Genomic DNA, 20,947 nt, shown 5'->3' with positions numbered 1-20,947 from the left:
GGCCTCTTGCCTTTCTAACAACCTGCTACCTGGCCGCTATACTTGCAACAAAGGGGCTGATCAGAAGATGAAACTCTTCCAACTGACGGTCATCATGGTGTGCTGGTTAGGGTTGGTTGCTAGCGTCCTGGCCGGCTCCCTCGTTGGAATTGTCTCCAGTCCCGAGGTCATGCCTATTGGAAAGATCCTCGATAATCCCAAAGCTTTCCACCTGCAATCGGTCCAATTGGAAGGGACCGTACGAGGTGTCGAGGTACTCAAGCCACACGAACCCTACCAGCCCGGCGATCCCTGTTTTGGAGCCCACGTCTTCAATCTTGACGATGCCACGGGAACCATGCGTATCGGGGTGTTGGGACATCGCCTGAACTGCGGCTCGGCAATCGGGAAGGAACAGCCAGAGGTTCACGATGGCGATCGTGTCCGGGTCGAAGTCCGTATCCAGGCTCCTGGTACATACATTGATAAAATGACGTCTCCGTTTCCCATTGAGAAATCCTCGCTACAGGCAATCGCCATCCGGATACGCCACCTCAACGAATAAACGCTCTCTCTGAATCACTGCTCGCGCTGCGTGGAACGGGGATCATCCGCGCAGTGGATATCTTGGCGGCTAGTGGAGCTGAGAATCTCAAACAGCGGCACGTACGTTCTTAGATGCTCGGTGGGTCTTCGCGATCTTCGCCGGTGAGGGCCACGGCTTCTTGGGCCTCGCTTTCCTGCATCTCGGTCAACATCGCCAATAGAGCTTGCCGGCGCTGCTGGATGCCCATCTTGAACCGATCCTTGGCGATCGGTTCTTGTGCCGACTCAGGCAAATTGACCAGCGCTTCCGCTTCCCCCGGCGTCGCGTATTTGTAAGTTTCCACATAGCGATGATCTGCGCCATAGTGCCGAATCAATATTTCCTCCGTCTCAAGGTCGAATGCCTCCAATGTCGGACTGATGGCAGTGTCATGCTGTAATGATTCAAGCTTAGTCATCTGTTCCTTGAGATCATCGCTCCGTTTGCGTGGCGTAAACGATGCGTTGGTGTTGGGCATGAGTTCTCTCTTTCATCTCGATGTACCATCAACATAATTGCATTCCGCCTCGGCTACACCTAGGGTTCGCCCTGGGGGCATAGCCGATACGTGCTGACCGGCAGAGCATGCGGATGATGCAGAAGTGTCCTCTGACAAACATTGACACCAAGACAAGTGCGATATAGCGTGAATCGTACCTGCCACTCCCTTTCTGAACCATCGGGAGAGGTCCGCTAAGGGGCGGATTCTTCCAGTCGTTGAACCGCCCTTGCCTGGAGATCAGCGCGCGTGAGCGAAAACCTGATCGTTTAAGGATCTACCATATGGCTTGCCACATCGGCCTCTCAGGCTATTCATACAAAGCATGGCGTGGGCCCGGTCGTTTCTATCCTTCAGACATCAAACCGCCCGAGTTCCTTCGTTACTACGCTACAAGGTATTCAACCGTAGAACTTGATGGGATTTGGTACCGACTTCCGAGCGCGAACATGGTGCAGGCTTGGCTGACCGATACTCCTTCCCATTTCCTCTATGCACCCAAGGCCCACCGAGAAATCACCCATGTCCGCCGCCTCAGACCGGAAGGGCTTCCCATGTTGACGGCCATGCTGGAACGGCTGGAACCGCTTCACAAAGCAGGTAAACTCGGCCCGATCTTGATTCAACTGCCTCCCAATTTGAAACGCGATGATGAAAGGCTGGAGTCGTTCCTTGGATCCTTGCCCACGACCCATCGATGGGCGATGGAATTCCGGCATGAAAGTTGGCACACGGATGAGATTGAACGGATCTTGCGCCAATATGCAGTCGCCTGGGCCGATGTGGAGACGGATGAGCATAGGGCTGAGCACCGAGACACGGCGCGATTCCGCTATATCCGGCTTCGCAAAAGCGTGTACGACCAGGTGGAACTCCGACGATGGGCTGAACGATTTCAGAACGCGTCTCAACAAGGGCAAGACAGCTTTGTGTACTGCAAGCATGACGACGAGGGCTCGCCTTGGCTCTGGGCAGACGAACTGAGGAGGATCCTGAATTCCTAAACGATTTCACAAGGAGCGAGGGATCAGGAGCCAGCAGTCTTGGCGTCGTTGCGGGCGAAAGCAAAATCGATTGGGCCCATCTCCTTCGCTTGAACAACGAATCGCCATCCGGTGCGCTCTCGGCCATAGCCATACCCGCTTCTCTTGTCAGATGTAGAAAGATCGATACTGCGGCACTCCTTATGCTCCCCTACGACCCCATACGACATTCACCGCACATCCTCCCGAGACTTTCGCCATAGAGTTTGGCTTTTCCGACGAACCATGCGATAAGCTACCTTAGGGCAAAGGGCATTATGGATTGCTCTCTATTACGTGTTTTTCAGACCTCGCCCGTTGACACCCTCTCTCAGGAGCAGTAGCCTAATCTCAAGACGATGCCGGTAACCCACAGAGAAGAGAAAGGACTCCCCGCGATGAAATCTCCATGGAACGTGCTGTGTCTGTGTCTGTTTCTCGTCGCCGCAGGCTGCGGCGGCAACAGGGCTGAAATCAAGGAAGACCGTCTTACGGTCGGTAAGGTGCAGGGGGAAATCAAGGTCGGCCTGTCGGCCGCTCAGGTGGCCGAACTGCTGGGGAGTCCCAATATCGTGACCACGGACGAAAAACGGCGCGAGGTCTGGATCTATGACAAGATCTCGACCGATCGTGTGGACACAGCCAGCTCCTCCTTTGCCGGTCTTATCATCCTTGGCGCCGCCTCCCGTGACAGCTCCAGTTCACAGCGCCAACGGACCCTCACCATCGTCATTAAGTACGATGAAGATAAGAAGGTCCGGGACTTTGCTTACAATTCCACTCAGTTCTAGCCGACCCATGAAAGGCATCCGTATCTGGAGAGTGATCAACGGGTATGGCATCTTGGTTCTCATCCTCATGAGTCTGCTCGGCTGCATTCCCCATACAGAGCCGGCCGATCTCTTGGCACTGACACCGGACATTCCGAAAAACCGAGCCATGCAAACCCGGATGTTCGAAACGCCGAACGAGCAAGAACTCCTCTCAGCCTCGGCGGCGGTACTGCAGGACCTTGGCTTTCAGGTCGAAGAAAGCCAACGGGACGTCGGCTTCCTGCGCGCCACCAAAGAGCGTAGCGCGCGGGAGTACGGCCAATACGTGACAAAAACCTTAGTATTGATTCTTTCCTTAGGAAAGCTCTTGCAACCGGTGGACCTCCATCAGAAGATCGCCGCAGCCCTTGTGGCCCGTCCGCTCAATCCCGAAGCCACCCGCCAAGAAGTCCGCATCATGTTCTATCGGGTCGTGTGGAAAGGGGACGGCCAAGTGGACAATCAATACATCCCCCCCGGTGAGCAATATATGGAGATGGTCCGTGATCCGGACATCTATCAGCAGTTTTTTGCCAAGCTGTCCAAGGCGGTGTTTCTTGAAGCCCATCGAATCTGACTCTAGCAGGAAAGGGCCTACGATGCAGCGCAAACTGAGATGGGCCGGGATTCTGGTGATCGCCGGTCTCTCATGGCATGGATGCGTCGTCCCACAAGCCCCACCGGACCTCCTCGCGCCGACCGAGGCACAGATGAAGATCCGAAGCCTCCAAACGCGGACCTTCGACCTCACGGACCGCAATGCCGCCATCCGCGGCGTCATTACGTCCCTGCAGGACCTGGGCTTCATCATCGAACGGGCGAATGAAGGACTCGGCCTTGTCACCGCCGCGCGATTCGCCGAGCCGAACTATTACGACGTGCTCACCATCAGTGTCACGGTGCGGCAAGAGACGGCGGATAAAATGAGCATTCGCGCCAACGCCATCTACAACAACAAGCCGATCGAGGACCCAAAAGTGTATCAGAATTTCTTCACCGCGCTGCAACGAGCCCTCTTCCTTTCTCAGGAATCAAAGCCTTCGTCATGATCGCCATCAAAGGCCTGGGGCCACACGCGCGTCGACGATGGCTTCTTCCCACGGTGCTCGCCGGCGCGATGCTTTTCACCGCCTGCTCGCCTTACGAAATGAGGCATGACAATCAATCCGACGCGCGGACGCAGATCTGGTTGTCCGAAGACAGTCAGCTCAAGGTCCGGGCTGCACAGACGCGGGTGTTCGACACACAGGACCGACAAAAGATGCTCCAAGCAATTGTCATGACCTTACAGGATTTGAACTGCAAGATAGAAGTCCTCGATGAGGTGCTGGGAATCGTGTCCGCAAAGAAATACCTCGATCTTGAGCAACCAATGTTCGTCGATCCTGCCTATTTTCTCTACCGTCCGGACACGCTGCTCTTTCTGACCAGGAATTATCGCTCCTGGGGGCCTTTTTTTCATCGCAGTGACCTGTTACGCATAACCGTCTCGGTCCGCAAGCGCAATGAGGCGCAACTTGTCGTGCGGGCCAGTGCTCAGTTTTACCTTCGTGCCGTCGAAGACCCTGTTCCCTACCAACAATTCTTCCGCACTCTGGAGCAAGCGGTCTTCCTGGAAGGCCACTCTGTTGAATAGCCGATGCGGATTCAATCGGGGACACAATGGTCAGAGACTATCCTGGTTGATCTCGCCGGTGCCTGTGACGACACTTGGTTGTGATTTCCCAGCCAAGCGACGGTTCCCATTCTTCTCACTCCGCACACGATGGCGCGGCCGTCCTTTACAAGTTGGAACCCTTAAGCTTGGTCGGATTCTGACCGATAGAGCTTCTGATCCCAACCTGGAACCTCTCTATGCCTTCGTCAAGCACGGCCTCGGAATCGGCCCTCATCGACTCAATCCGTCCTCGCCTCCATCAAAAACTTAAGCTCCTCTTCGACGAATCCAGCCGCTGTCTTCCCATCTTACAGTCGACTTGTCAGCAAATCCTGAATCACATGGGCCCCCAGTCCAATGCCGAGACGCTCGCCCGGGTAATCAGCCGAGACCATGGGTTGACGTGCAAGGTTCTGCAAGTGGCGAACAGCATCGCTTACAGCCCGCAGCAAACGATTGTGTCGGTCCCCCATGCCGTCAGCTGGCTCGGGCTCGACACCGTGCGGTCCCTCGTGGCGGCGGCACATCTTGTCGAACAGCTGCAACATTGGCCGATTCGCCAACAGGAATTCCGCACCTTGATCGCCAAATCCCTCTTGTCCGCAACCTATGCCAGCGAACTAGGAATAGCCATTGGATACCCACAACCGGGACAGTTGTTCACCGGTGCCCTCCTGTACTCGATCGGAGACTTGGCCGTTGCTTATCAGGATCCGGACCTTTTTCTGGCTCTCCAGGCCATTGCCAAGAAAACCACGCGTCCGCCGGAATGTTCGGTGCAAGAGGCATCTCTCATCGGCGTGCCTCGGCTGACCTTGGCTCAGGCCCTGGCGCAGATGTGGAAGCTGCCGGACGATCTGATTGAGCTCTTCCGCCACCCGGAGGAACTGCCGCGGGAGCGTTGGCAAAGCGGGTTCCAAACCTATCGCGGCATCGTGGTTGGTTCTATCCGATTGGTTGAAGTCCTCACGTACTCTGCCCCAGGGCCTGCCGTCGATGAAGCCAAGCGAACGCTCCAACTTGGAAGCGGCCTCTCTTCAGGCTCGTTTGCGGACCTCATGATTCTAGCCATGGATCGCGGACGCCAACTCATTCGCTCAATGGGGTTGTCGCTCGGCTCCTCCGATGAAATCATGCCATCATCCCACGAGCAAGGCCCCGCCGGATCGATTCCCCCCATCAAACCCACGGTGGACAAAGGACAGACCGTGGTCACGCCGCAGAAGGAACCGACTGCCCCCATTCGAACCAAACCGTTGGAAACACTCCAAGCCTTTCAAGACTCGCTGCATGCCGCGAAGGATCTCAACGGCCTCCTCGGAACATTTGTGCAATCCCTGCATCGCGATGCCGGATTCGACCGTGTCGGCCTGGCGCTCTTGAACCAAAACGACAGCGACCTGCTCGTGGGGAGACTGGTGCTGGGCGTGACTCCGCCGGCCCCCTACCTCCGCTCCCTTTCAGGGTCGCTCAGCCGGGAGCACCAGTTTTTTCTCTCGGTTCTCAAGCGAGTCGACCCGCTCCTGGTGCCCAGCTTTTCAGACCAGATGGCAGGGACGCTGAAGCAGGACTTTGTCGAGGTTTGGAAACCAGTTTCGGCGATCGTCGCCCCGTTGCGGGTGGGTGCGAAGCCCATTGGACTCATCTACAGCGATCGAGCAACAAACAGCCAGCCGGTGCTGGCCCAAGACTATCAGGCATTCCAACTGTTGTTCGCCCAGACCACACTGGGCCTAAATCGGTTGGCCGGCATACTCTAGCGTCGCGCGGAGCGACAGTGTGGTTCACCTAAGATACTCGGCCACCGACCTCTACCCACCCAGGGACAAGCCCACTTGAAAGGAAGGTTGTCTACGATCACCCCTTCGGTGGCGAGTATTTCTGATCTTGACACCGTTTGGAGCGTTAGGCGGCCATGGGCTGGGGTTGGATCAGTGCCAGGGTGTCTTGCAGCTGAGCCCGAGCATCTGCGAGTAGTGGCGGAAGGCTCGGCAGTGCAAACCGTGTGGCGGTGACTGCATGAGAGTTGAACGGCAGGGCGGCGGGCCTGCGACTCGGTTCGAGCTCTTCGTAATCGGCGATAACACCAGCCAAATGGACGATTGAGGCATGGAGCGTGAATTCGCCCGCATCGTTCGGACTCAATTGGCAGCGGACCGCTTGTTCGATCTGCGTGGGCATGCCCCAGGTCTTGATGAGTTCGGCCCCCACTTCCGCGTAGTCACACCCGATGTTCGATTGTTCCACCTCGGCCAGGGACGCCTCAAGGTAGCCCGCTTCAATGAGAGCGGACTGGGCCCGCTGTGGAACGGTCTGGTAGAGGACAAAGTGGCCGATATCGCGCAGTAACCCGGCAATAAAGAAGCGTTCGCTATCCTCCAGACCACAGGACTTCGCAATCTTTCCGGCCAGCAGGGCGCACAGCACGCTCTTGCGCCAGAACTTGGGGACATCCATCAATTGAACCGGCATCCCGGAAAAGGTTCTCCCGACAGTCGTCGCGGTGACCAGGTCGTTGATGGCCTGGGTACCGAGGAGATTGACCGCACGGGTGACAGTGTCGATCTGCCTGGGAAATCCATACAGCGGGCTGTTGACGATCCGGAGCAGTCTGGCTGAAAGGGCGGGGTCCATCTTGAGGACCTCGGAAAGGTCATCCATAGTCGAATCGGGATCGTCCACTACCTCTCGTACTCGGAAGTAGATCTCCGGTAACGTGACGATTGAGGTGCAGGACTGGACCAGTTCGCTGGCCAAAGGCATGGTGGAGGGTCCTTTCGCTATAAAGGAGACCGGCTTCCGCCTTCTCTATCGGCCAGCAACGGAGAGAACTGTAGGGAGAATGGCTATTGGCGGATCAATGGGCACGACTTCTGACGAAGGAACTACTGCATATGGCTGATGGCTTGTATGCGTTTCTCCTCCAACTCAGCCCAACGGGCGTAGAGACGCTCGACATCGGCCTGCGCGGCGTGGAGCGCGGCGTACCGCTCCTGTAAGTCGTCGGCGGAAGATGCGATGGAGGGATCATCGGCCGCGGCTTGGCAGGAGGCTACTCGTTCCTCGGCTTCCAAGATCTTCGTTTCAATCTGGTCCCATTCCTTCTGTTCTTTGTACGACAACCCTTTCCGTTTAGACAATCCAGCCGATGCGGAATTTTCCTTGGAGACCTCAGCTTTTCTTTCTTCTGTCGCTCTTCTGGTCTGCGCCGCTTCCCATTGGGCATAGTCGGCAAACCACTCGGCGCGGCCTGTTCCATCCAATGCCAAGAGCCTGGTGGAGACACGATCCAGTAGCCACCGGTCATGCGTCACCAACACCAGCGCCCCGGTGAATTCCAATAGGCTGTCTTCCAACACATCAAGCGTCGGGATATCCAAATCGTTGGTCGGTTCATCGAGGATCAAGAGATCCGCCGGTTGCAACATGAGACGGGCGATCAGAAGCCTCGCCTGCTCTCCACCGGACAGGCGTGAGACCGGAAGGTCCAGCTGTTCCGGCCTGAAGAGAAAGCGCTTGGCCCATGAGACCAAATGCACGGACCGATCCTGATAGACGACCGCATCGCCACCGGCCGGAGCAAGAGCCTGCCGCAGGATAGCCTGCTGGTCCAAGGATTCTCGGTGTTGTTCGAAGGTGACGATGCGCAATCGATCGGCGCGGATGATGGTGCCGCGATCCGGCGTGAGCGTGCCGGCCAAGAGCTTTAAGACGGTCGTTTTGCCACTACCGTTGGGACCAAGGAGCCCAATCCGCTCCCCCGGTCCGAGGAGGATATCCAGACTCGATACGATCCGCCGACCACCCAGCGATTTTTCAACGCCCTTCACGACCAGCAATTGTTTCGACTTGCGTCCGGACGCGGTAAAATCGATCCCGACTGAGGTGCTCCCCTGTCGCGACTCGAGATCTTGAAGTTCATCGATCATCCGTCCCGCTTGATCGATGCGAGCTTTGGCCTTGGTCGTGCGGGCCTTGGGGCCTCGCCGCAACCATTCCACTTCCCGCCGGACTCGATTGGCGAGCGACGCCTGATAATCAGCCCGATCCTGTAACGCCGCCTCGCGCTGCTCCAAAAACTCACTGTACCGGCCGTTTGTCTGGAAGAGGCCATTGGAGTATCGGCGGTTGAGTTCCCAAATTCGCGTGGTCACTGACTCCAAAAACCGCCGATCATGGCTGATGACGATGAAGGCATGGGGTTCGGCTTTCAACAGGCCTTCCAGCCAGAGGATACCGTCGACATCCAGATGGTTGGTCGGCTCATCCAGGAGCAGCACGTCCGGTTCCAACATCAGCGACCGGGCGATGGCCAGCCGTTTCTTCCATCCGCCCGACAGCGTCGAGACAGACTGGTCCGAGCGGAGAAACCCGCCGAGGCTGAGCGCTGTGGCAATTCGCCCGCCGTGCTCATACTGATCCAGTCCTTCGTCGCGGAGAACTTGAACGAGTGACTCCTCCACCGACTGTGGCTCGGCGAACGAGGGATCTTGCGGCACATAGCCGATCCGCAACTGCCGCCGGACAGACCGAGTGCCGCCATCCGGCTCGTCGCGACCGGCCAGGATCTTCAGCAAGGTGGATTTCCCTGAACCGTTGGGACCGATCAGGCCGACGTGATCCCCCTCACAGAGCCCGAGGGAGAGGTCGCTGAACAACGGTTTCACGCCGTAGCTTTTGCTGATGGACTCACAACTGAGCAGCAGGGTCGGTGGCATGATGGGTGGTGAATAGTGTATCCGATCGCGAGGGCGGAACGGGGATCTTTCTTTAGAAAGGGAATCGCGTATGGAACTCGTTCATGATGCGTGAGCGCAAGTCTGGTTGTCTGAAAAGAGGCAAGTCACGGTCGAGGCTCGCAGGCACAGATGCTCTCGACACAGGACCGGCCAAAGCCGCACAAGTTATGCCTTTACACGACTTGTAACTGCAAAAGCGATTACCGCCGTGATTTTGGCATCCCCAACCAGACGCCAGCTTTTCGGATGGGAGATGCACATGCACGCCGGGCATGGAGTCTTCTTCCAATTTCCTTGAGCACCCGCAACCGACTCATCGACTTTCTTCCTCTCATTCCCCTATCATTCTCTTGACCGCACACTCAGACCCGGTAGCCGGACGGCGGTCGAGGCCTGCGGTTGCGCACGACTCACCCCCACGATCGGAGGGTGCCATGACCTTCACGCCTTCAACCTATGTGAATTTCGTTTCGGAGGACACGGCTGACCGGAAACGGCTGTTTCTCGAATACTCCGGCTGGCGCGATGATTTTGACATCATCATCGTCGGCTCAGGGATCGGCGGTGGAGTGCTCGCGGATGATCTCGCGGACCGGCTCGGCTCACAGAAGCGGATCCTCGTGTTGGAAGCCGGATCGTTCCTCTACCCCACCCATGTCTACAATATTTCCCGCATCCCTAACAGCAGCCTCGCGCGGCACTTCGGGTGTGACACGTTCCGGCCGTCCGGCAACAGCATTGCGCAGAACTACATCGGCGAGAAGCCGCAGATGAACTTCGGCGGCCGATCGATTTTTTGGTCAGGGCTCATCCGAGCATCCAGAGCTGGGAGCTCGACTACTTCCCCCACAGGTTCGGCAGGATTTGGCGGACGGTCTGTTGGACCAGGCCGGACTGACCATGAACGAGTCCACCTCCATGGGAGCCACCGTCCAAACCGTGGTCGACCGGTTGCGGCAATCACCGCTCAACACCGACTTAATGATCGAAGAGACTCCGCGTGCCTTGCACCAGCCGTATCTCAAGCCGGATGGGACGCCCAAGGACGAGTTCTTCACCGAGGGCACCAGTGTGTTCAACACGGCCGAACTGCTGGTGAACTAGGTGGGGCTGACCCCGGGCGTGAGCCACGGGGACGGACCGGGCCTACAGGTACTCCTCAACCATTACGTCGAGGACGTGCAGATCATGGCGGCCGTCTGACGCTCGTCGCACCCAATGCCCGGACGGGACAGGCCCGGTTCTTCCAGGCGGGGACGGTCATTCTCGCCGTGACGCTGCGGATCTTTTCACAGTTTCAGTTCAACGGCCAGCGCGCCCAGCCGGCCGACAACGCCCGGTACGGACAAGGGGGCAGAGGGTTCGGTTGGGATACGGTGCATCATGCTGTCGGTAGCCTGCGGATGCCGTATCGACAGCAACTCGACGCACCATTTGCAGGTCGCTCCGTGGTGGACGAGGACCTGCGCGTCGTCGGGACAGACCGGCTTTATGTGTGCGACATGTCGGTGATGCCGCTCAGCTCCGAAGCCAACCCTGTGCGCACCCTCCGTGGCGTTAACCAGGCGGCTCTCGCAACATTTGGGCTGAAGGGTCTCGAGGCCATCAGGCCAGCTTGTCGCATGTGACACCGCTCCCGGCTTTCACCTAAGCGACGCCATTCAGTTACGAAGTTTTCTGCTCTTCAAAGGCCCGAAGGAGATCGGAAACAGATAGCACCCCGATGATCGTCGCATCCGCAGTCACCGGAAGGTGCCGAATTCCCTGTTTCTTCATCAACGACATCGCTTCGGACAAGAGTTCGTCTTCTTCAATGGAGACGATGGACCGACTCATACAGGTCGCCACCGTGGTGGTGTTGGGATCGAGCCCTTTGGCGACGGCTTTGCGTGTCAGATCTGAATCGGTGATGATGCCGATATATCGTGAACCGTCGTCGACGATGAGCGAACCTACCTTATGCTTGAGCAAGAGCTGCCCCGCTTGTTTGATGCTCGCTTCTTTATGGATGCTCCGCACATCGTGCGACATGTAGTCTTCCACCAGCGCCGTCTCAAGCCCCTTCCCCTTCCTCGTTGCCTGGAGCCGACGACGCAATTCGAGATCCGCCAGACAGCTTTCCAGCACTTGCCGTCGCTGTTGGAGGCTCTCCCGTTCAACATTGTGGGTTCCGCTTTCCTGTGCTTCTTCCGGTAACAGCGCGGATTCTCCGGTTTTTGCGAAGAAATAGGCCTCCGATTCATCGGATGCGGCGCCGAATACTTGGCCGATCAGTTCTTCCGCGGCTTCGTCGAAGTCCTCGAGCGACGCCGATCCGCGCTTCCGCGAGAGAAAAGGCTGGAATTTCACGAGTTGTTGCTTAAACCGCTCGACATACCGATCGAGAATATCACCCCTCGTCAATCCTGTGCGGACTCGCTTCGGCATCAGATCCCTCCTCGGTTGTGGACGGAGAATACCCTATGCCAGGGTGAGGCTCAAGGGGTCTATAAACCATAGTCGCGTAGTATGCTGAATCGAATGTTGCGGCTTGATGTTTTACCTGCTACTCCTTATACAATCAGGGATCAGACCGTGATCGTATGGACACCCTTCACGAAGTAGCCTGCCATGACGAAACTGCTGCTCATCATCGTGCTGGTACTGAACGCTGGGCTGGTTTTGGGGGGATGGGATGCGGTCGAGAAGCGCTATCAAACCGTTGCGCAAGAAACCGTGTACTATGACCCGGCCACGATTCACCGGGAAAGTACCCGTGCCACTCTCTGGCAATTGACGGATATCAAATGGAACAGCACTACCCGATTCCTATCCTTCACAACCCATAAGGAATTTGACTGTGAGCGATCCCGTGTTCGCGTTCTACAAGTGGTTGGATTCTCACGTCAGATGGGCACAGGGAGATCGGCACCCGGCTTCATCGAGAACGGGAACTGGCAGACGGTAGATGAACACAGCGCCAATCACGCGCTGTGGAGGATCGCGTGCGGGACAGGCTGACCTTCTAGTCCTGCATCATGCGCCCATCGGTGGCCACCAAGGCTAGACGTCATAATAGAGAAAGAATTCATACGGATGCGGCCGCAAGCGCATCTGATCGATTTCCTTGCTTCGTTTATAGCCGATCCAGGCTTCGATCAGATCCTCGGTAAACACCTCGCCTTTGAGCAGAAACTGGTAGTCCTTTTCCAAACTATTGATCGCTTCATCGAGACTTCCAGGCATAGTCGGGATGCTGGCGGCCTCCTTCGGGTCGAGATCATAGAGATCTTTTTCGGCTGGCTCACCGGGATTGATCTTGTTTTGGATCCCATCCAGCCCCGCCATGAGCATGGCGGAAAACGCCAAATAGGGATTACAGGAGGGATCTGGAAATCGCACTTCGATCCGCTTAGCCTTCGGGCTCGGGGAATACATCGGAATACGGATGCCGGCCGATCGGTTCCGGCTGGAATAGGCCAGCAGCACCGGCGCTTCGAACCCCGGTGTGATGCGCTTGTAGGAGTTTGTCGTCGGATTCGTAAACGCCGCCAGCGCCGGCGCATGCTTGAGAATGCCGCCGATATAATACAAACAGAGCTGAGAGATCCCCGCATAGTCCTTTCCGGCAAAAAGCGGCTTACCGTCTTTCCAGATGCTCTGGTGCGTGTGCATCCCCGACCCGGCATCACTGAAGAGCGGCTTCGGCATGAAGGTCACCGTCTTCCCATGTCGGCGCGCCACGTTCTTAACGATGTACTTGTACATCATCATCTTGTCCGCGGTGCGCAAGAGGGAATCGAATCGGATATCGATTTCGGCTTGGCCCGCCGAAGCCGTCTCATGATGATGCTTTTCGACTTCGATGCCGACCTTTTCCATCTCCAGGACCATCTCGCTTCGAATATCCTGCTGGGTATCCGCCGGAGCCACCGGGAAATAGCCTTGCTTATGCCGGATCTTCCCTCCCAGGTTGTGTCCCTCCTGCCCCATGTTCCAGGCACCTTCCTCGGAATCAAGATAGTAGAAGCCGCTGTGGCTGGTCTGGTCGTAACGGGCATGGTCGAAGATAAAAAATTCGGCTTCCGGCCCCCAGAACGAATTGTCGCCGATCTTGGTGCTCTGGAGGTATCGCTCCGCCTTTTGGGCGATAAACCTGGGATCGCGCTCGTAGTTTTCGCGGGAAATCGGATCCACGACATTGCCGGTCAGGCTGAGAGTCGGCACCGCCGTAAAAGGATCCAGGCACGCCGTCGCCGGGTCGGGCACGACCAACAAGTCGCTGTTGTTGATGGCCTTCCAACCGCGAATGGACGATCCATCGAGACCGGAACCCTCTTTGAACAAGTTCTCCGTTAGTTCGCTTACAGGGATGGTCATATGTTGCCATACACCCGGCAGATCGACGAATTTCAGATCGACCATCTGGACTCTGTGCTTCTTGGCGAACTCCAACACCTCACGCACGTTCATGCCCTTCCTCCTTTAAAAGATCCTCCGCGATCATGTTCCACCGCGCGGATCCTCTACCGTCACAGTGCGGTTTCTCCGGTTTCTCCTGTGCGAATGCGCACCACCTCAGTCAACTCTCGAACAAAAATTTTTCCGTCCCCGATGCTCCCGGTCTTCGCGGCGCCGGTGATGGCCTCAATCACCCGAGGTACCAGGACATCCGTTACTGCCACCTCGATTTTTACCTTGGGGACAAACTCGATCGTATACTCTTGCCCTCGGTATGTTTCCTTATGACCCTTCTGACGCCCAAACCCTTTGACTTCCGATACCGTCATTCCTTGGACACCGATTTCCAACAGGGCATCCTTGATCTCCTCAAGTTTGAACGGCTTGACGATGGCCTCAACCAATTTCATGTCGATGCCCCTCCTTGCCCAACCAGGTCGCGAATTACTGACGGCTTTTCGATAGATCCATTGAGAATCCGCACGAATGCTTCAATGAGCCAGGCCGGTCGTGACCCAATGGGCAGACCTCCCAGCTCTTCCCGTGCGTAGGGGGAGCCATCATAGCCCATCCTCTTCTCTCACTCAACGTGGAAATCCTTAAATCCCTTACAATTGGCTAAACCTAGTATGGCCCACGCTCCGTGCATTGATTGAGTACGGTGAGAGGAGACCATCGCACTCTTCGTTTCCATTCGGAATCCGGAGAGCCGAACGGCAAGCGTTACATGATTAGGATACAGAATCAGTGCAAATTATGGCTGCTTGAGACGGTAGCCGCTCGTGATCGGCATTCGCCGATCCTTGCCGAAGGCGCGATGCGTGATCTTAGCACCGATAGGTGCCTGACGCCGTTTAAACTCGCTGTTATCAACCATCCTCACCACACGGGCGACCGTTGCACGATCAAACCCCGCTTCAACAATCTCCTCGAGCGGGCGATCTTCTCCCACGTACGCCTGGAGAATGGGATCAAGGATGGGATACGGTGGTAGGGAATCTTCATCTTTTTGATTCGGTCTCAACTCGGCGCTCGGGGGTCGGTCTAGAGTACGCTTGGGAATCACAGGTGATGGACCAAGACCATTACGGAACTTCGACAGCTCATAGACCATCGTCTTCGGCACATCCTTGATGACGGCGAACCCGCCGGCCATATCGCCGTACAGCGTCGCGTATCCCACGCTCAATTCGCTCTTGTTCCCGGTGGTCAACACCAGATACCCGAACTTATTGGACAAAGCCATGAGGATATTCCCACGAATGCGCGCCTGAAGGTTTTCTTCGGTCGTATCTGCCGGGCGGTCGGCAAATGAGTGTGCCAGTGATTGTCGATAGGCATCAAAAGTCGGGGCAATTGGAATCACTTTCAATTCAATACCGAGACACCTCACGAGTTCTGCAACATCCTCTTCGCTCTCATGCGACGTATAGGGAGACGGCATGAAAACACCGAGTACATTGTTCATCCCCAGCGCATCCACTGCGATGGCGGCGGTCAATGCCGAATCCACTCCACCGCTCAACCCGAGGACAACACGCTTGAACCTGTTTTTTCCGACATAATCTTTCACGGACAAGATCAGCGCCTGATACACTTCTTCCATCTCAGCTAACGGTTCCGCCAGCGACGGTACAATGCTCGTCCGTTTCCGCTTGGCTGCTGGCATATTTACCACTATTCTGTCAACAACCGAGGTGTCCTTGACACGTAACGACGTCTTGCGGGTACGAGGCACATGACGTGGTGAGGCACGATCAACGGGCACATCGGCCACGAGCAACTCCTCCTCGAATGCACGGCCACGCGCGATCACGTTGCCTGATTGATCCAGGATGAGGCTGTTCCCATCAAAGATCAACTCATCCTGTCCTCCAACAGTATTGGTATAGGTCACAATGACGCCGTTCTCACGCGCTCTCGTCGCGAGCATCTGTTCCCTCGACCGGCTCTTCCCGACATGAAAGGGAGAGGCATTGATGTTGATGATCACTTCTGCGCCGGCCGCTGCTTGTGCACGGGTGGGTCCTTCCGGTAACCAAATATCTTCGCAGATGGACACCCCGATTGTCGTTCCGTTGACGAGGAGCAACGGGAGTCTCCGACCGGGGCGAAAATAACGGCTTTCATCGAATACGCCATAGTTCGGTAAATACCATTTTCGATAGCTGCCGACTAGCCGTCCGTCGGCAATCAGGGCCGCAGCATTATAGAGTTCATCTTGACTGGCCGAGATAATTGGTTGCCGCGAAGCGGCCTGCTCACGTTGATCGCCTTGCCCCACATAACCCACCACCACAACAAGGCCTCGACAGGCTCTGATTACCTCGCCCAGCGCGCGCCGGTTGTCTTGCACAAATTGCGGTTTAAGTAGAAGATCTTCAGGTGGATAACCGGTCACGGCCAGTTCAGGAAATGCAACCAGATCGGCCTTTGCTTTCTTCGCCTCTCGGAGCCAAGTTGCGATACGACGGACATTGCCACTCAGGTCCCCCACGATCGGGTTCATCTGTGCCATCGCGATTCGCAATGTCCGCATAGAGCTCCGGTTGAACCAGCCTACTCCCGCAAACCAAACGCAATCTGCACAAGAAATCGATTCATGGCATCACCAGTCTTTGAGGCAAGACTCGTCATGAGGCATGACCAGGAGGAGAGGAGACTCGAGACATGGAGTACCACTGCTCAAACACATGTCTTTCAATCGGCCCTATGCGCACCTGTCCGATACATTCCGGCCACACGCCGATGACTCGCCCTCCAGATACCTTCTTGTCATGCAACATGGCCTTCCATATCTTCTGCGGTGCCCACCCCGGCATACGGTCACTCAGCCCCACATCCTTCACAGCGCGCCGAATGTCCTCGACTACTGCACCAGAACAGATCTCTTGGAAACAGGCGAGTTCGGCTTCTTGCACGAGCCCAATCCCCACCGCCTCTCCATGAACGAGTGATTGATATCCCCCCAACGTTTCCAACGCATGCCCAATGGTATGACCATAGTTGAGGATCCGTCTGCGGTCGGATTCTCGCTCATCCGCTGCAACCACTTCGGCCTTTATTTCACACGATCGTTTCACCACCGTGGCAATTGTACGAGGAACTTGTTTCCGCAAATCCGACATATGCCGTTGCAGATAGTTAAAGAACGACTCATCTGCGATGATGCCGTACTTGATCACCTCGGCAAACCCGGCCACCAATTCCCGAGGAGGCAGGGTATGAAGAGTCTCCGGATCTATCCATACGGCGCGCGGTTGATAAAACGACCCGATCAAGTTCTTCCCGAGCCGATGATCGACACCCGTCTTTCCTCCGACGCTGGAATCGACCTGTGCAACAAGCGTCGTCGGCACCTGAATATAGGGAATGCCGCGTTGGTAGATCGAGGCGGCAAAACCGGCCATGTCGCCCACAACTCCCCCGCCAAGGGCCAACAGCATAGAGGACCGCTCGAATCGGTGACGAGCCAACACATCGAGGATTTGCGACACAGTCGTCAACGTTTTTGACTGTTCTCCGGGCGTCAGAATGATCGGTATGGGATCCATTCCATGCCTTTTGATTGTCTCTACACTTCTCTTCAGGTAGTGGCGAGCGACGTGCCGATCGGACACAATTCCAACTTTTCCAGTGACTCCTAGTTTCTTCAGCTCCCTGCCGAGCTTTTCCAAAAGTCCGGCCTGAATCGTGATCTCGTAACTTCGTTCGGCCAATGAAACGGGAACGGTAAAGATGGCTCTCATTTCATGTCCTGAAGCATCAGTCGGAATAACGGATTATGCTAGGTCTGTAGCACACTTATCTATGAAGTATCCACGGAGTGGGCATCGTATCACAGCCCTGGCGTCACTAAAAAGGCGTGTCCGTCGCATGGGCGACGGATCATGCGCTGCATGCTATCCCTCATGACCTTGGGACAGCAAAAACAAAAGCGTGGTGAGCTACTCAGCATCACCACGCTTTCTCTACCTTGATAGCTGAAACAATCGTTACGTTTTGATGATACTTGGCGTAAGGAAAATGAGCAATTCTTGTTTGGAGACTCCTTCCGACTTGTTCTTGAACAACCATCCGAGAACCGGCATACGGGAGAGGTAGGGAACGCCTTGAACATTGTTGTTTTGAGTATCGACGAAAACTCCTCCAATCACCATGGTTTCGCCATCTCTGACAATGACCTGAGTAGTAGCTTCGCGTCGGTCGATACTCGGACCGGCCGGATTGCTTCGTGCTCCGACGGCATTGCGTGTCGCCCGCACACGCATCAGAATTCTCTTTCCGTCTTCTTTCGGATCACGCGACGTGATCTGTGGCGTCACGTTCAGTTCCAAGTTCGCATCGACAAATGTCGTTTGGGTACCTTGTAATGAGGTGGTTTGAAAGGGAATCGATTCACCTTGGGAAATCTTCGCTTCTCGCTTGTCCAGCGTCGTGATCTTCGGAGCGGCAATCACCTTAGTCAACCCGAGCAACTCCCCAGCCGAGAGTCTCATATCCAAGGCAAAATCACCACCCAGCTTCCCAAAGGTCCACCCCAGAGACGGGACGGCCGGCAATCCACCGACCTGAGCCGGCAAATTAACCAGAAAACTCCGATCAATCGTACTAGACCCTGTCCCGGCTATCTGTCCAAATGGGCCGGTAATGTTCGAGAGGGCAAAGAAATCCGTGGGTGTGCGATTACCCGCTTGGAAGCCCCACTGAATTCCCAAGCCTCTCGCGTACACGGTGTCGGCTTGAACGATACGTGCCTCAATCTGAACCTGAGGAACTTCCAAATCGAGGCCCTCTACAAGCTGTTTAATGATTGCGAGTTTTGATTCGGTTTCTCTGACAATCAGTGCGTTGCTGCCAAGATTGAACTCTATGATACCCCTGGGGCTGAGGTACTTCCGCAACGACTGCATCACTTCCTGCGACTGAAGGTTTCTAATGTAGAACACGCGGTCTACCAATTCTTCTGCCTTCGTCTTCGATTCTTTGGCCCGTGCTTCCTCATCTTGCTGTTTGGCGATATTCGCCAGCGAATCAACCCACACAATGCTCCCTTGGCGAATCATGCCAAGGCCGTTCATTTTCAACAGCATATCCAACGCTTGGTCCCATGGCACACTGACCAGCTTCATAGTGACCTTTGATTTGACACCTTCTCCGACGACGATGTTGAAGCCGCTGACCTCGGCGATCAGTCGAAGGATGTTGGTAATATCGGCCTGCTGAAAATCGAGCGAGATACGCCGACCAACATATCGCGTTTGTCCTGCCACAAGATCATCGGATCGGTCATCCTTCTCAACCGGAGCATTTTCTCCAGACATCTGTACCCGTTGCACTTTGAACGAAGACTGTCTGGGACCGACCATTCTCGCTGCCTTGACTGCGCGATCTCTTGACTCGAACAGCGCCTTGCGGGCCTGGGGCCGGAATGAACCCCCTCCCCCCTCATCAATAGCAACCTGTGTGGCAACAGCTGTGAGTGTTTTCCGCTCGGTCGGTTTCAGTGTGATCAACACCTTATTGTCTTCACGGGTAAGAGAAAAGGCTGGTCGTTCTGGCACATCAAACACCAGTCTGACCTTATCGGCATGGTTTCCCACCCTGACCTTTTTGAGCAAGTAGTGATCGGCCCGGACCACCGATCGTTTAAGAGTGGAGGACACGGCTGGAATATCCACGATCAAACGGGATTCATCCAAAAAATTGGTTTCCGGAAAGAGCTGACCGTCCCCGATAACGACGATCGTCACCAGATCAGTGTCAGGGCGGACCTCAATGGCAGTCACGGTCTGTGCCAGCAGTCGTGGGGCGGCATCGCTTTGCTTTGCCGTACGGACCCCTTGAGCAAATGCAGGAGTGCTGGTGCATGCAATGAGCACCGCTAGCGATAGCCCCCAGACTCCGATTAAACGTCCAGCGGTCGAAGTATGGTTTGCGTGCAACGATAGTGGTTTCATTCTGAGCCCTCTTTGGGATGTAGGAGCTTCACATGTTCTCGCTCCTGCTTCTTGCCATACACATCAGTAAACCGTTCTTGGACAATGATCCCTCGCTCGGTAATTGCGCTGACCACGCCGTTGTTTTGTCCAATCCTCGTTCCTCGCCGAACTGTGTACCCGTGTCCTTCCGGAGTTTGCACCATAGCGGTATAGCCATATGCCCCCCACACAATGGCTATAAGGTTAAGCTCTGTCAGGGTCACGCGTTGCAATGGTGGAAGAGTTGTATCTGCCTTTCCCGGCTGAAGCTCCTGCACGATTGGAGCAAATGGATCGCGGCGGCCTGAAGGATCATATCCTCCTCCAACGAGACCGTCTGGTATGGAAATCTGAGAAAGCGTCGAAGAACTAGAACCCGACGGTGGTGCCTCTATAGCTTGCGGTGCCGTTCTCGGAATCTCGGGTACAGAAGACGACTTGAGAGCATCTTGTCTCATCGGGGCTATTAGCCCAGGAACGGACGAAGGCTCCGCCGGTGCATCTGTGCTGGCTGAAAAGATGACACACGCGCACACCACGCTGGCTCCAATGGTCCGAGTATATTCTCTTGGCTTCTTATTCATGACTAATTGCCAACTTGAGCCACCTTGGGAGGGTTAGCCGAAGGAGCTGCTCCGGAAACCGGTTTTTCTTGAGGTGCGGCGTATGCCACCAGATCAAATGTGGTTTGCGATACAATTCGTCCTTGCTCAATCTTTGGAGATCCCATCTTTAAGCCAGACACCGTAATAATGCGAGGGAGGCGATTGATCCGATCAAAAAACAGAGCAGCCGTGTGATAAACTCCGGCCACCTCTACACTGACCGGCATCTTGACGAAAAGTTTCGACGCATCTTCAGCCTGCGCTCCAGGTTTCCACAGTTTGATATCGAGTCCCAATCGCACCCCCAGGTCGGAGACTTGTTTCAACAGCATAATCGCTTCTTCCTCTGGGGGAAGCCGTTCTTTCTTCTTAGCCAATTCAATCTCAAGCTGTTTGTTCGCGGCGACCAATTCATCGAGATGCTTTACTTTGATGGTCAAGGTTTGGATTTCACTTTCAAGCCTGCTATTTTCAGCCTCGAGCGCCGTGATGGTGGCGGACTTCGGTTCCGCAATGTAGAAATAGAACCCGGCAATCATGCCTCCGACGAGCAGAAACAAGAGCGCGGCCTTTTGCGAGGCCGGCACATTGCGAAGCGCGTCAAGGTTTAACTTTGGCAATTCCATC

At 55.7% G+C, this 20,947-nt stretch carries 20 protein-coding genes; 9 read left to right on the top strand and 11 right to left on the bottom strand.

Going from position 1 to position 20,947, the window contains the following annotated elements; all coding sequences use genetic code 11:
• The first annotated feature begins 67 nt into the window (after window positions 1-67).
• The gene (locus A4E19_18420) at window positions 68-544 is read left to right on the top strand and encodes a hypothetical protein (protein ID OQW34435.1); all 477 of its coding nucleotides are present in this window, start codon (window positions 68-70) and stop codon (window positions 542-544) included.
• 109 nt (window positions 545-653) lie between these two features.
• Here A4E19_18420 and A4E19_18415 read toward each other — a convergent pair whose 3' ends face one another.
• Complete coding sequence (locus tag A4E19_18415; GenBank protein ID OQW34434.1) at window positions 654-1,043, bottom strand: hypothetical protein; 390 nt, start codon at window positions 1,041-1,043, stop codon at window positions 654-656.
• Between the two features lie 305 nt (window positions 1,044-1,348).
• Here A4E19_18415 and A4E19_18410 point away from each other — a divergent pair, with 305 nt between their 5' ends.
• Window positions 1,349-2,068 (top strand): hypothetical protein, encoded by a 720-nt coding sequence (locus tag A4E19_18410; protein ID OQW34433.1) that lies wholly within the window; start codon window positions 1,349-1,351, stop codon window positions 2,066-2,068.
• A 23-nt stretch (window positions 2,069-2,091) separates the two neighbouring features.
• Here the strand turns inward: A4E19_18410 and A4E19_18405 are convergent, their stop codons facing one another.
• On the bottom strand, window positions 2,092-2,277 hold the full coding sequence (locus A4E19_18405) for a hypothetical protein (GenBank protein OQW34432.1): 186 nt from the start codon (window positions 2,275-2,277) through the stop codon (window positions 2,092-2,094).
• Between the two features lie 207 nt (window positions 2,278-2,484).
• On the opposite strand from A4E19_18405, the gene A4E19_18400 reads away from it, so the two are divergent.
• The 5 genes from A4E19_18400 (at window position 2,485) to A4E19_18380 (ending at window position 6,315) form a co-directional block, all read left to right on the top strand.
• Window positions 2,485-2,877, top strand: a complete 393-nt coding sequence (locus A4E19_18400; protein ID OQW34431.1) for a hypothetical protein — start codon at window positions 2,485-2,487, stop codon at window positions 2,875-2,877.
• A 22-nt stretch (window positions 2,878-2,899) separates the two neighbouring features.
• Window positions 2,900-3,475 carry a hypothetical protein gene (locus tag A4E19_18395; GenBank protein OQW34480.1) on the top strand — a complete coding sequence of 192 codons (576 nt, stop codon included), beginning with the start codon at window positions 2,900-2,902 and terminating at the stop codon, window positions 3,473-3,475.
• Between the two features lie 22 nt (window positions 3,476-3,497).
• Window positions 3,498-3,947 carry a hypothetical protein gene (locus A4E19_18390; protein OQW34430.1) on the top strand — a complete coding sequence of 150 codons (450 nt, stop codon included), beginning with the start codon at window positions 3,498-3,500 and terminating at the stop codon, window positions 3,945-3,947.
• Complete coding sequence (locus A4E19_18385; GenBank protein ID OQW34429.1) at window positions 3,944-4,534, top strand: hypothetical protein; 591 nt, start codon at window positions 3,944-3,946, stop codon at window positions 4,532-4,534. The genes A4E19_18390 and A4E19_18385 overlap by 4 nt, the downstream gene beginning before the upstream one ends.
• Before the next feature lie 218 nt (window positions 4,535-4,752).
• Complete coding sequence (locus A4E19_18380; protein OQW34428.1) at window positions 4,753-6,315, top strand: hypothetical protein; 1,563 nt, start codon at window positions 4,753-4,755, stop codon at window positions 6,313-6,315.
• Window positions 6,316-6,460: 145 nt separating this feature from the next.
• Here A4E19_18380 and A4E19_18375 read toward each other — a convergent pair whose 3' ends face one another.
• Together A4E19_18375 and A4E19_18370 are read right to left on the bottom strand one after the other, a co-directional pair.
• A complete protein-coding gene (locus A4E19_18375) occupies window positions 6,461-7,318 on the bottom strand; it encodes a hypothetical protein (GenBank protein ID OQW34427.1) in 858 nt (285 codons plus the stop codon).
• A 122-nt stretch (window positions 7,319-7,440) separates the two neighbouring features.
• Window positions 7,441-9,273 (bottom strand): ABC transporter ATP-binding protein, encoded by a 1,833-nt coding sequence (locus A4E19_18370; protein ID OQW34426.1) that lies wholly within the window; start codon window positions 9,271-9,273, stop codon window positions 7,441-7,443.
• A 455-nt stretch (window positions 9,274-9,728) separates the two neighbouring features.
• Between A4E19_18370 and A4E19_18365 the strand changes: the two genes are divergently transcribed.
• The gene (locus A4E19_18365; GenBank protein ID OQW34425.1) at window positions 9,729-10,922 is read left to right on the top strand and encodes a hypothetical protein; all 1,194 of its coding nucleotides are present in this window, start codon (window positions 9,729-9,731) and stop codon (window positions 10,920-10,922) included.
• Between the two features lie 37 nt (window positions 10,923-10,959).
• On the opposite strand, the gene A4E19_18360 is transcribed toward A4E19_18365, so the two are convergent.
• Entirely contained in the window at window positions 10,960-11,721 is a 762-nt protein-coding gene (locus A4E19_18360) for a hypothetical protein (GenBank protein OQW34424.1), read from the bottom strand.
• Between the two features lie 183 nt (window positions 11,722-11,904).
• On the opposite strand from A4E19_18360, the gene A4E19_18355 reads away from it, so the two are divergent.
• The gene (locus A4E19_18355; GenBank protein ID OQW34423.1) at window positions 11,905-12,294 is read left to right on the top strand and encodes a hypothetical protein; all 390 of its coding nucleotides are present in this window, start codon (window positions 11,905-11,907) and stop codon (window positions 12,292-12,294) included.
• A 42-nt stretch (window positions 12,295-12,336) separates the two neighbouring features.
• Here the strand turns inward: A4E19_18355 and glnA are convergent, their stop codons facing one another.
• The 6 genes from glnA to A4E19_18325 form a co-directional block, all read right to left on the bottom strand.
• Window positions 12,337-13,746 carry a glutamine synthetase gene (glnA, locus tag A4E19_18350; GenBank protein ID OQW34422.1) on the bottom strand — a complete coding sequence of 470 codons (1,410 nt, stop codon included), beginning with the start codon at window positions 13,744-13,746 and terminating at the stop codon, window positions 12,337-12,339.
• A gap of 59 nt (window positions 13,747-13,805) precedes the next feature.
• On the bottom strand, window positions 13,806-14,144 hold the full coding sequence (locus tag A4E19_18345; GenBank protein OQW34421.1) for a transcriptional regulator: 339 nt from the start codon (window positions 14,142-14,144) through the stop codon (window positions 13,806-13,808).
• Window positions 14,145-14,488: 344 nt separating this feature from the next.
• The gene (locus A4E19_18340) at window positions 14,489-16,273 is read right to left on the bottom strand and encodes an NAD+ synthase (GenBank protein ID OQW34420.1); all 1,785 of its coding nucleotides are present in this window, start codon (window positions 16,271-16,273) and stop codon (window positions 14,489-14,491) included.
• A gap of 94 nt (window positions 16,274-16,367) precedes the next feature.
• Window positions 16,368-17,483: a hypothetical protein gene (locus tag A4E19_18335; GenBank protein ID OQW34419.1), complete on the bottom strand. Its 1,116-nt coding sequence runs from the start codon at window positions 17,481-17,483 to the stop codon at window positions 16,368-16,370.
• A 246-nt stretch (window positions 17,484-17,729) separates the two neighbouring features.
• The gene (locus A4E19_18330) at window positions 17,730-19,694 is read right to left on the bottom strand and encodes a hypothetical protein (protein OQW34418.1); all 1,965 of its coding nucleotides are present in this window, start codon (window positions 19,692-19,694) and stop codon (window positions 17,730-17,732) included.
• A gap of 607 nt (window positions 19,695-20,301) precedes the next feature.
• Window positions 20,302-20,946 carry a hypothetical protein gene (locus A4E19_18325; protein ID OQW34417.1) on the bottom strand — a complete coding sequence of 215 codons (645 nt, stop codon included), beginning with the start codon at window positions 20,944-20,946 and terminating at the stop codon, window positions 20,302-20,304.
• Between the last annotated feature and the right edge of the window lies 1 nt (window position 20,947).

Origin of the sequence: Nitrospira sp. SG-bin1 (genome assembly GCA_002083365.1) — a bacterium.
Taxonomy (GTDB): Bacteria; Nitrospirota; Nitrospiria; order Nitrospirales; family Nitrospiraceae; genus Nitrospira_D.
Note: the sequence above shows the minus strand (reverse complement) of the source record. Positions and strands in the feature narration are given on the sequence as shown.

Excerpts from the sequence above, each read along its gene's own strand:
- A4E19_18360 (OQW34424.1), bottom strand. The coding sequence starts at position 11,721 with ATGCCGAAGCGAGTCCGCACAGGATTGACGAGGGGTGATATTCTCGAT.
- A4E19_18380 (OQW34428.1), top strand. The coding sequence starts at position 4,753 with ATGCCTTCGTCAAGCACGGCCTCGGAATCGGCCCTCATCGACTCAATC.
- A4E19_18385 (OQW34429.1), top strand. The coding sequence starts at position 3,944 with ATGATCGCCATCAAAGGCCTGGGGCCACACGCGCGTCGACGATGGCTT.
- A4E19_18335 (OQW34419.1), bottom strand. The coding sequence starts at position 17,483 with ATGAGAGCCATCTTTACCGTTCCCGTTTCATTGGCCGAACGAAGTTAC.
- glnA (OQW34422.1), bottom strand. The coding sequence starts at position 13,746 with ATGAACGTGCGTGAGGTGTTGGAGTTCGCCAAGAAGCACAGAGTCCAG.
- A4E19_18370 (OQW34426.1), bottom strand. The coding sequence starts at position 9,273 with ATGCCACCGACCCTGCTGCTCAGTTGTGAGTCCATCAGCAAAAGCTAC.
- A4E19_18365 (OQW34425.1), top strand. The coding sequence starts at position 9,729 with ATGACCTTCACGCCTTCAACCTATGTGAATTTCGTTTCGGAGGACACG.
- A4E19_18375 (OQW34427.1), bottom strand. The coding sequence starts at position 7,318 with ATGCCTTTGGCCAGCGAACTGGTCCAGTCCTGCACCTCAATCGTCACG.
- A4E19_18345 (OQW34421.1), bottom strand. The coding sequence starts at position 14,144 with ATGAAATTGGTTGAGGCCATCGTCAAGCCGTTCAAACTTGAGGAGATC.
- A4E19_18410 (OQW34433.1), top strand. The coding sequence starts at position 1,349 with ATGGCTTGCCACATCGGCCTCTCAGGCTATTCATACAAAGCATGGCGT.
- A4E19_18325 (OQW34417.1), bottom strand. The coding sequence starts at position 20,946 with ATGGAATTGCCAAAGTTAAACCTTGACGCGCTTCGCAATGTGCCGGCC.
- A4E19_18330 (OQW34418.1), bottom strand. The coding sequence starts at position 19,694 with ATGAAACCACTATCGTTGCACGCAAACCATACTTCGACCGCTGGACGT.
- A4E19_18420 (OQW34435.1), top strand. The coding sequence starts at position 68 with ATGAAACTCTTCCAACTGACGGTCATCATGGTGTGCTGGTTAGGGTTG.
- A4E19_18355 (OQW34423.1), top strand. The coding sequence starts at position 11,905 with ATGACGAAACTGCTGCTCATCATCGTGCTGGTACTGAACGCTGGGCTG.
- A4E19_18340 (OQW34420.1), bottom strand. The coding sequence starts at position 16,273 with ATGCGGACATTGCGAATCGCGATGGCACAGATGAACCCGATCGTGGGG.
- A4E19_18400 (OQW34431.1), top strand. The coding sequence starts at position 2,485 with ATGAAATCTCCATGGAACGTGCTGTGTCTGTGTCTGTTTCTCGTCGCC.
- A4E19_18405 (OQW34432.1), bottom strand. The coding sequence starts at position 2,277 with ATGTCGTATGGGGTCGTAGGGGAGCATAAGGAGTGCCGCAGTATCGAT.
- A4E19_18390 (OQW34430.1), top strand. The coding sequence starts at position 3,498 with ATGCAGCGCAAACTGAGATGGGCCGGGATTCTGGTGATCGCCGGTCTC.
- A4E19_18415 (OQW34434.1), bottom strand. The coding sequence starts at position 1,043 with ATGCCCAACACCAACGCATCGTTTACGCCACGCAAACGGAGCGATGAT.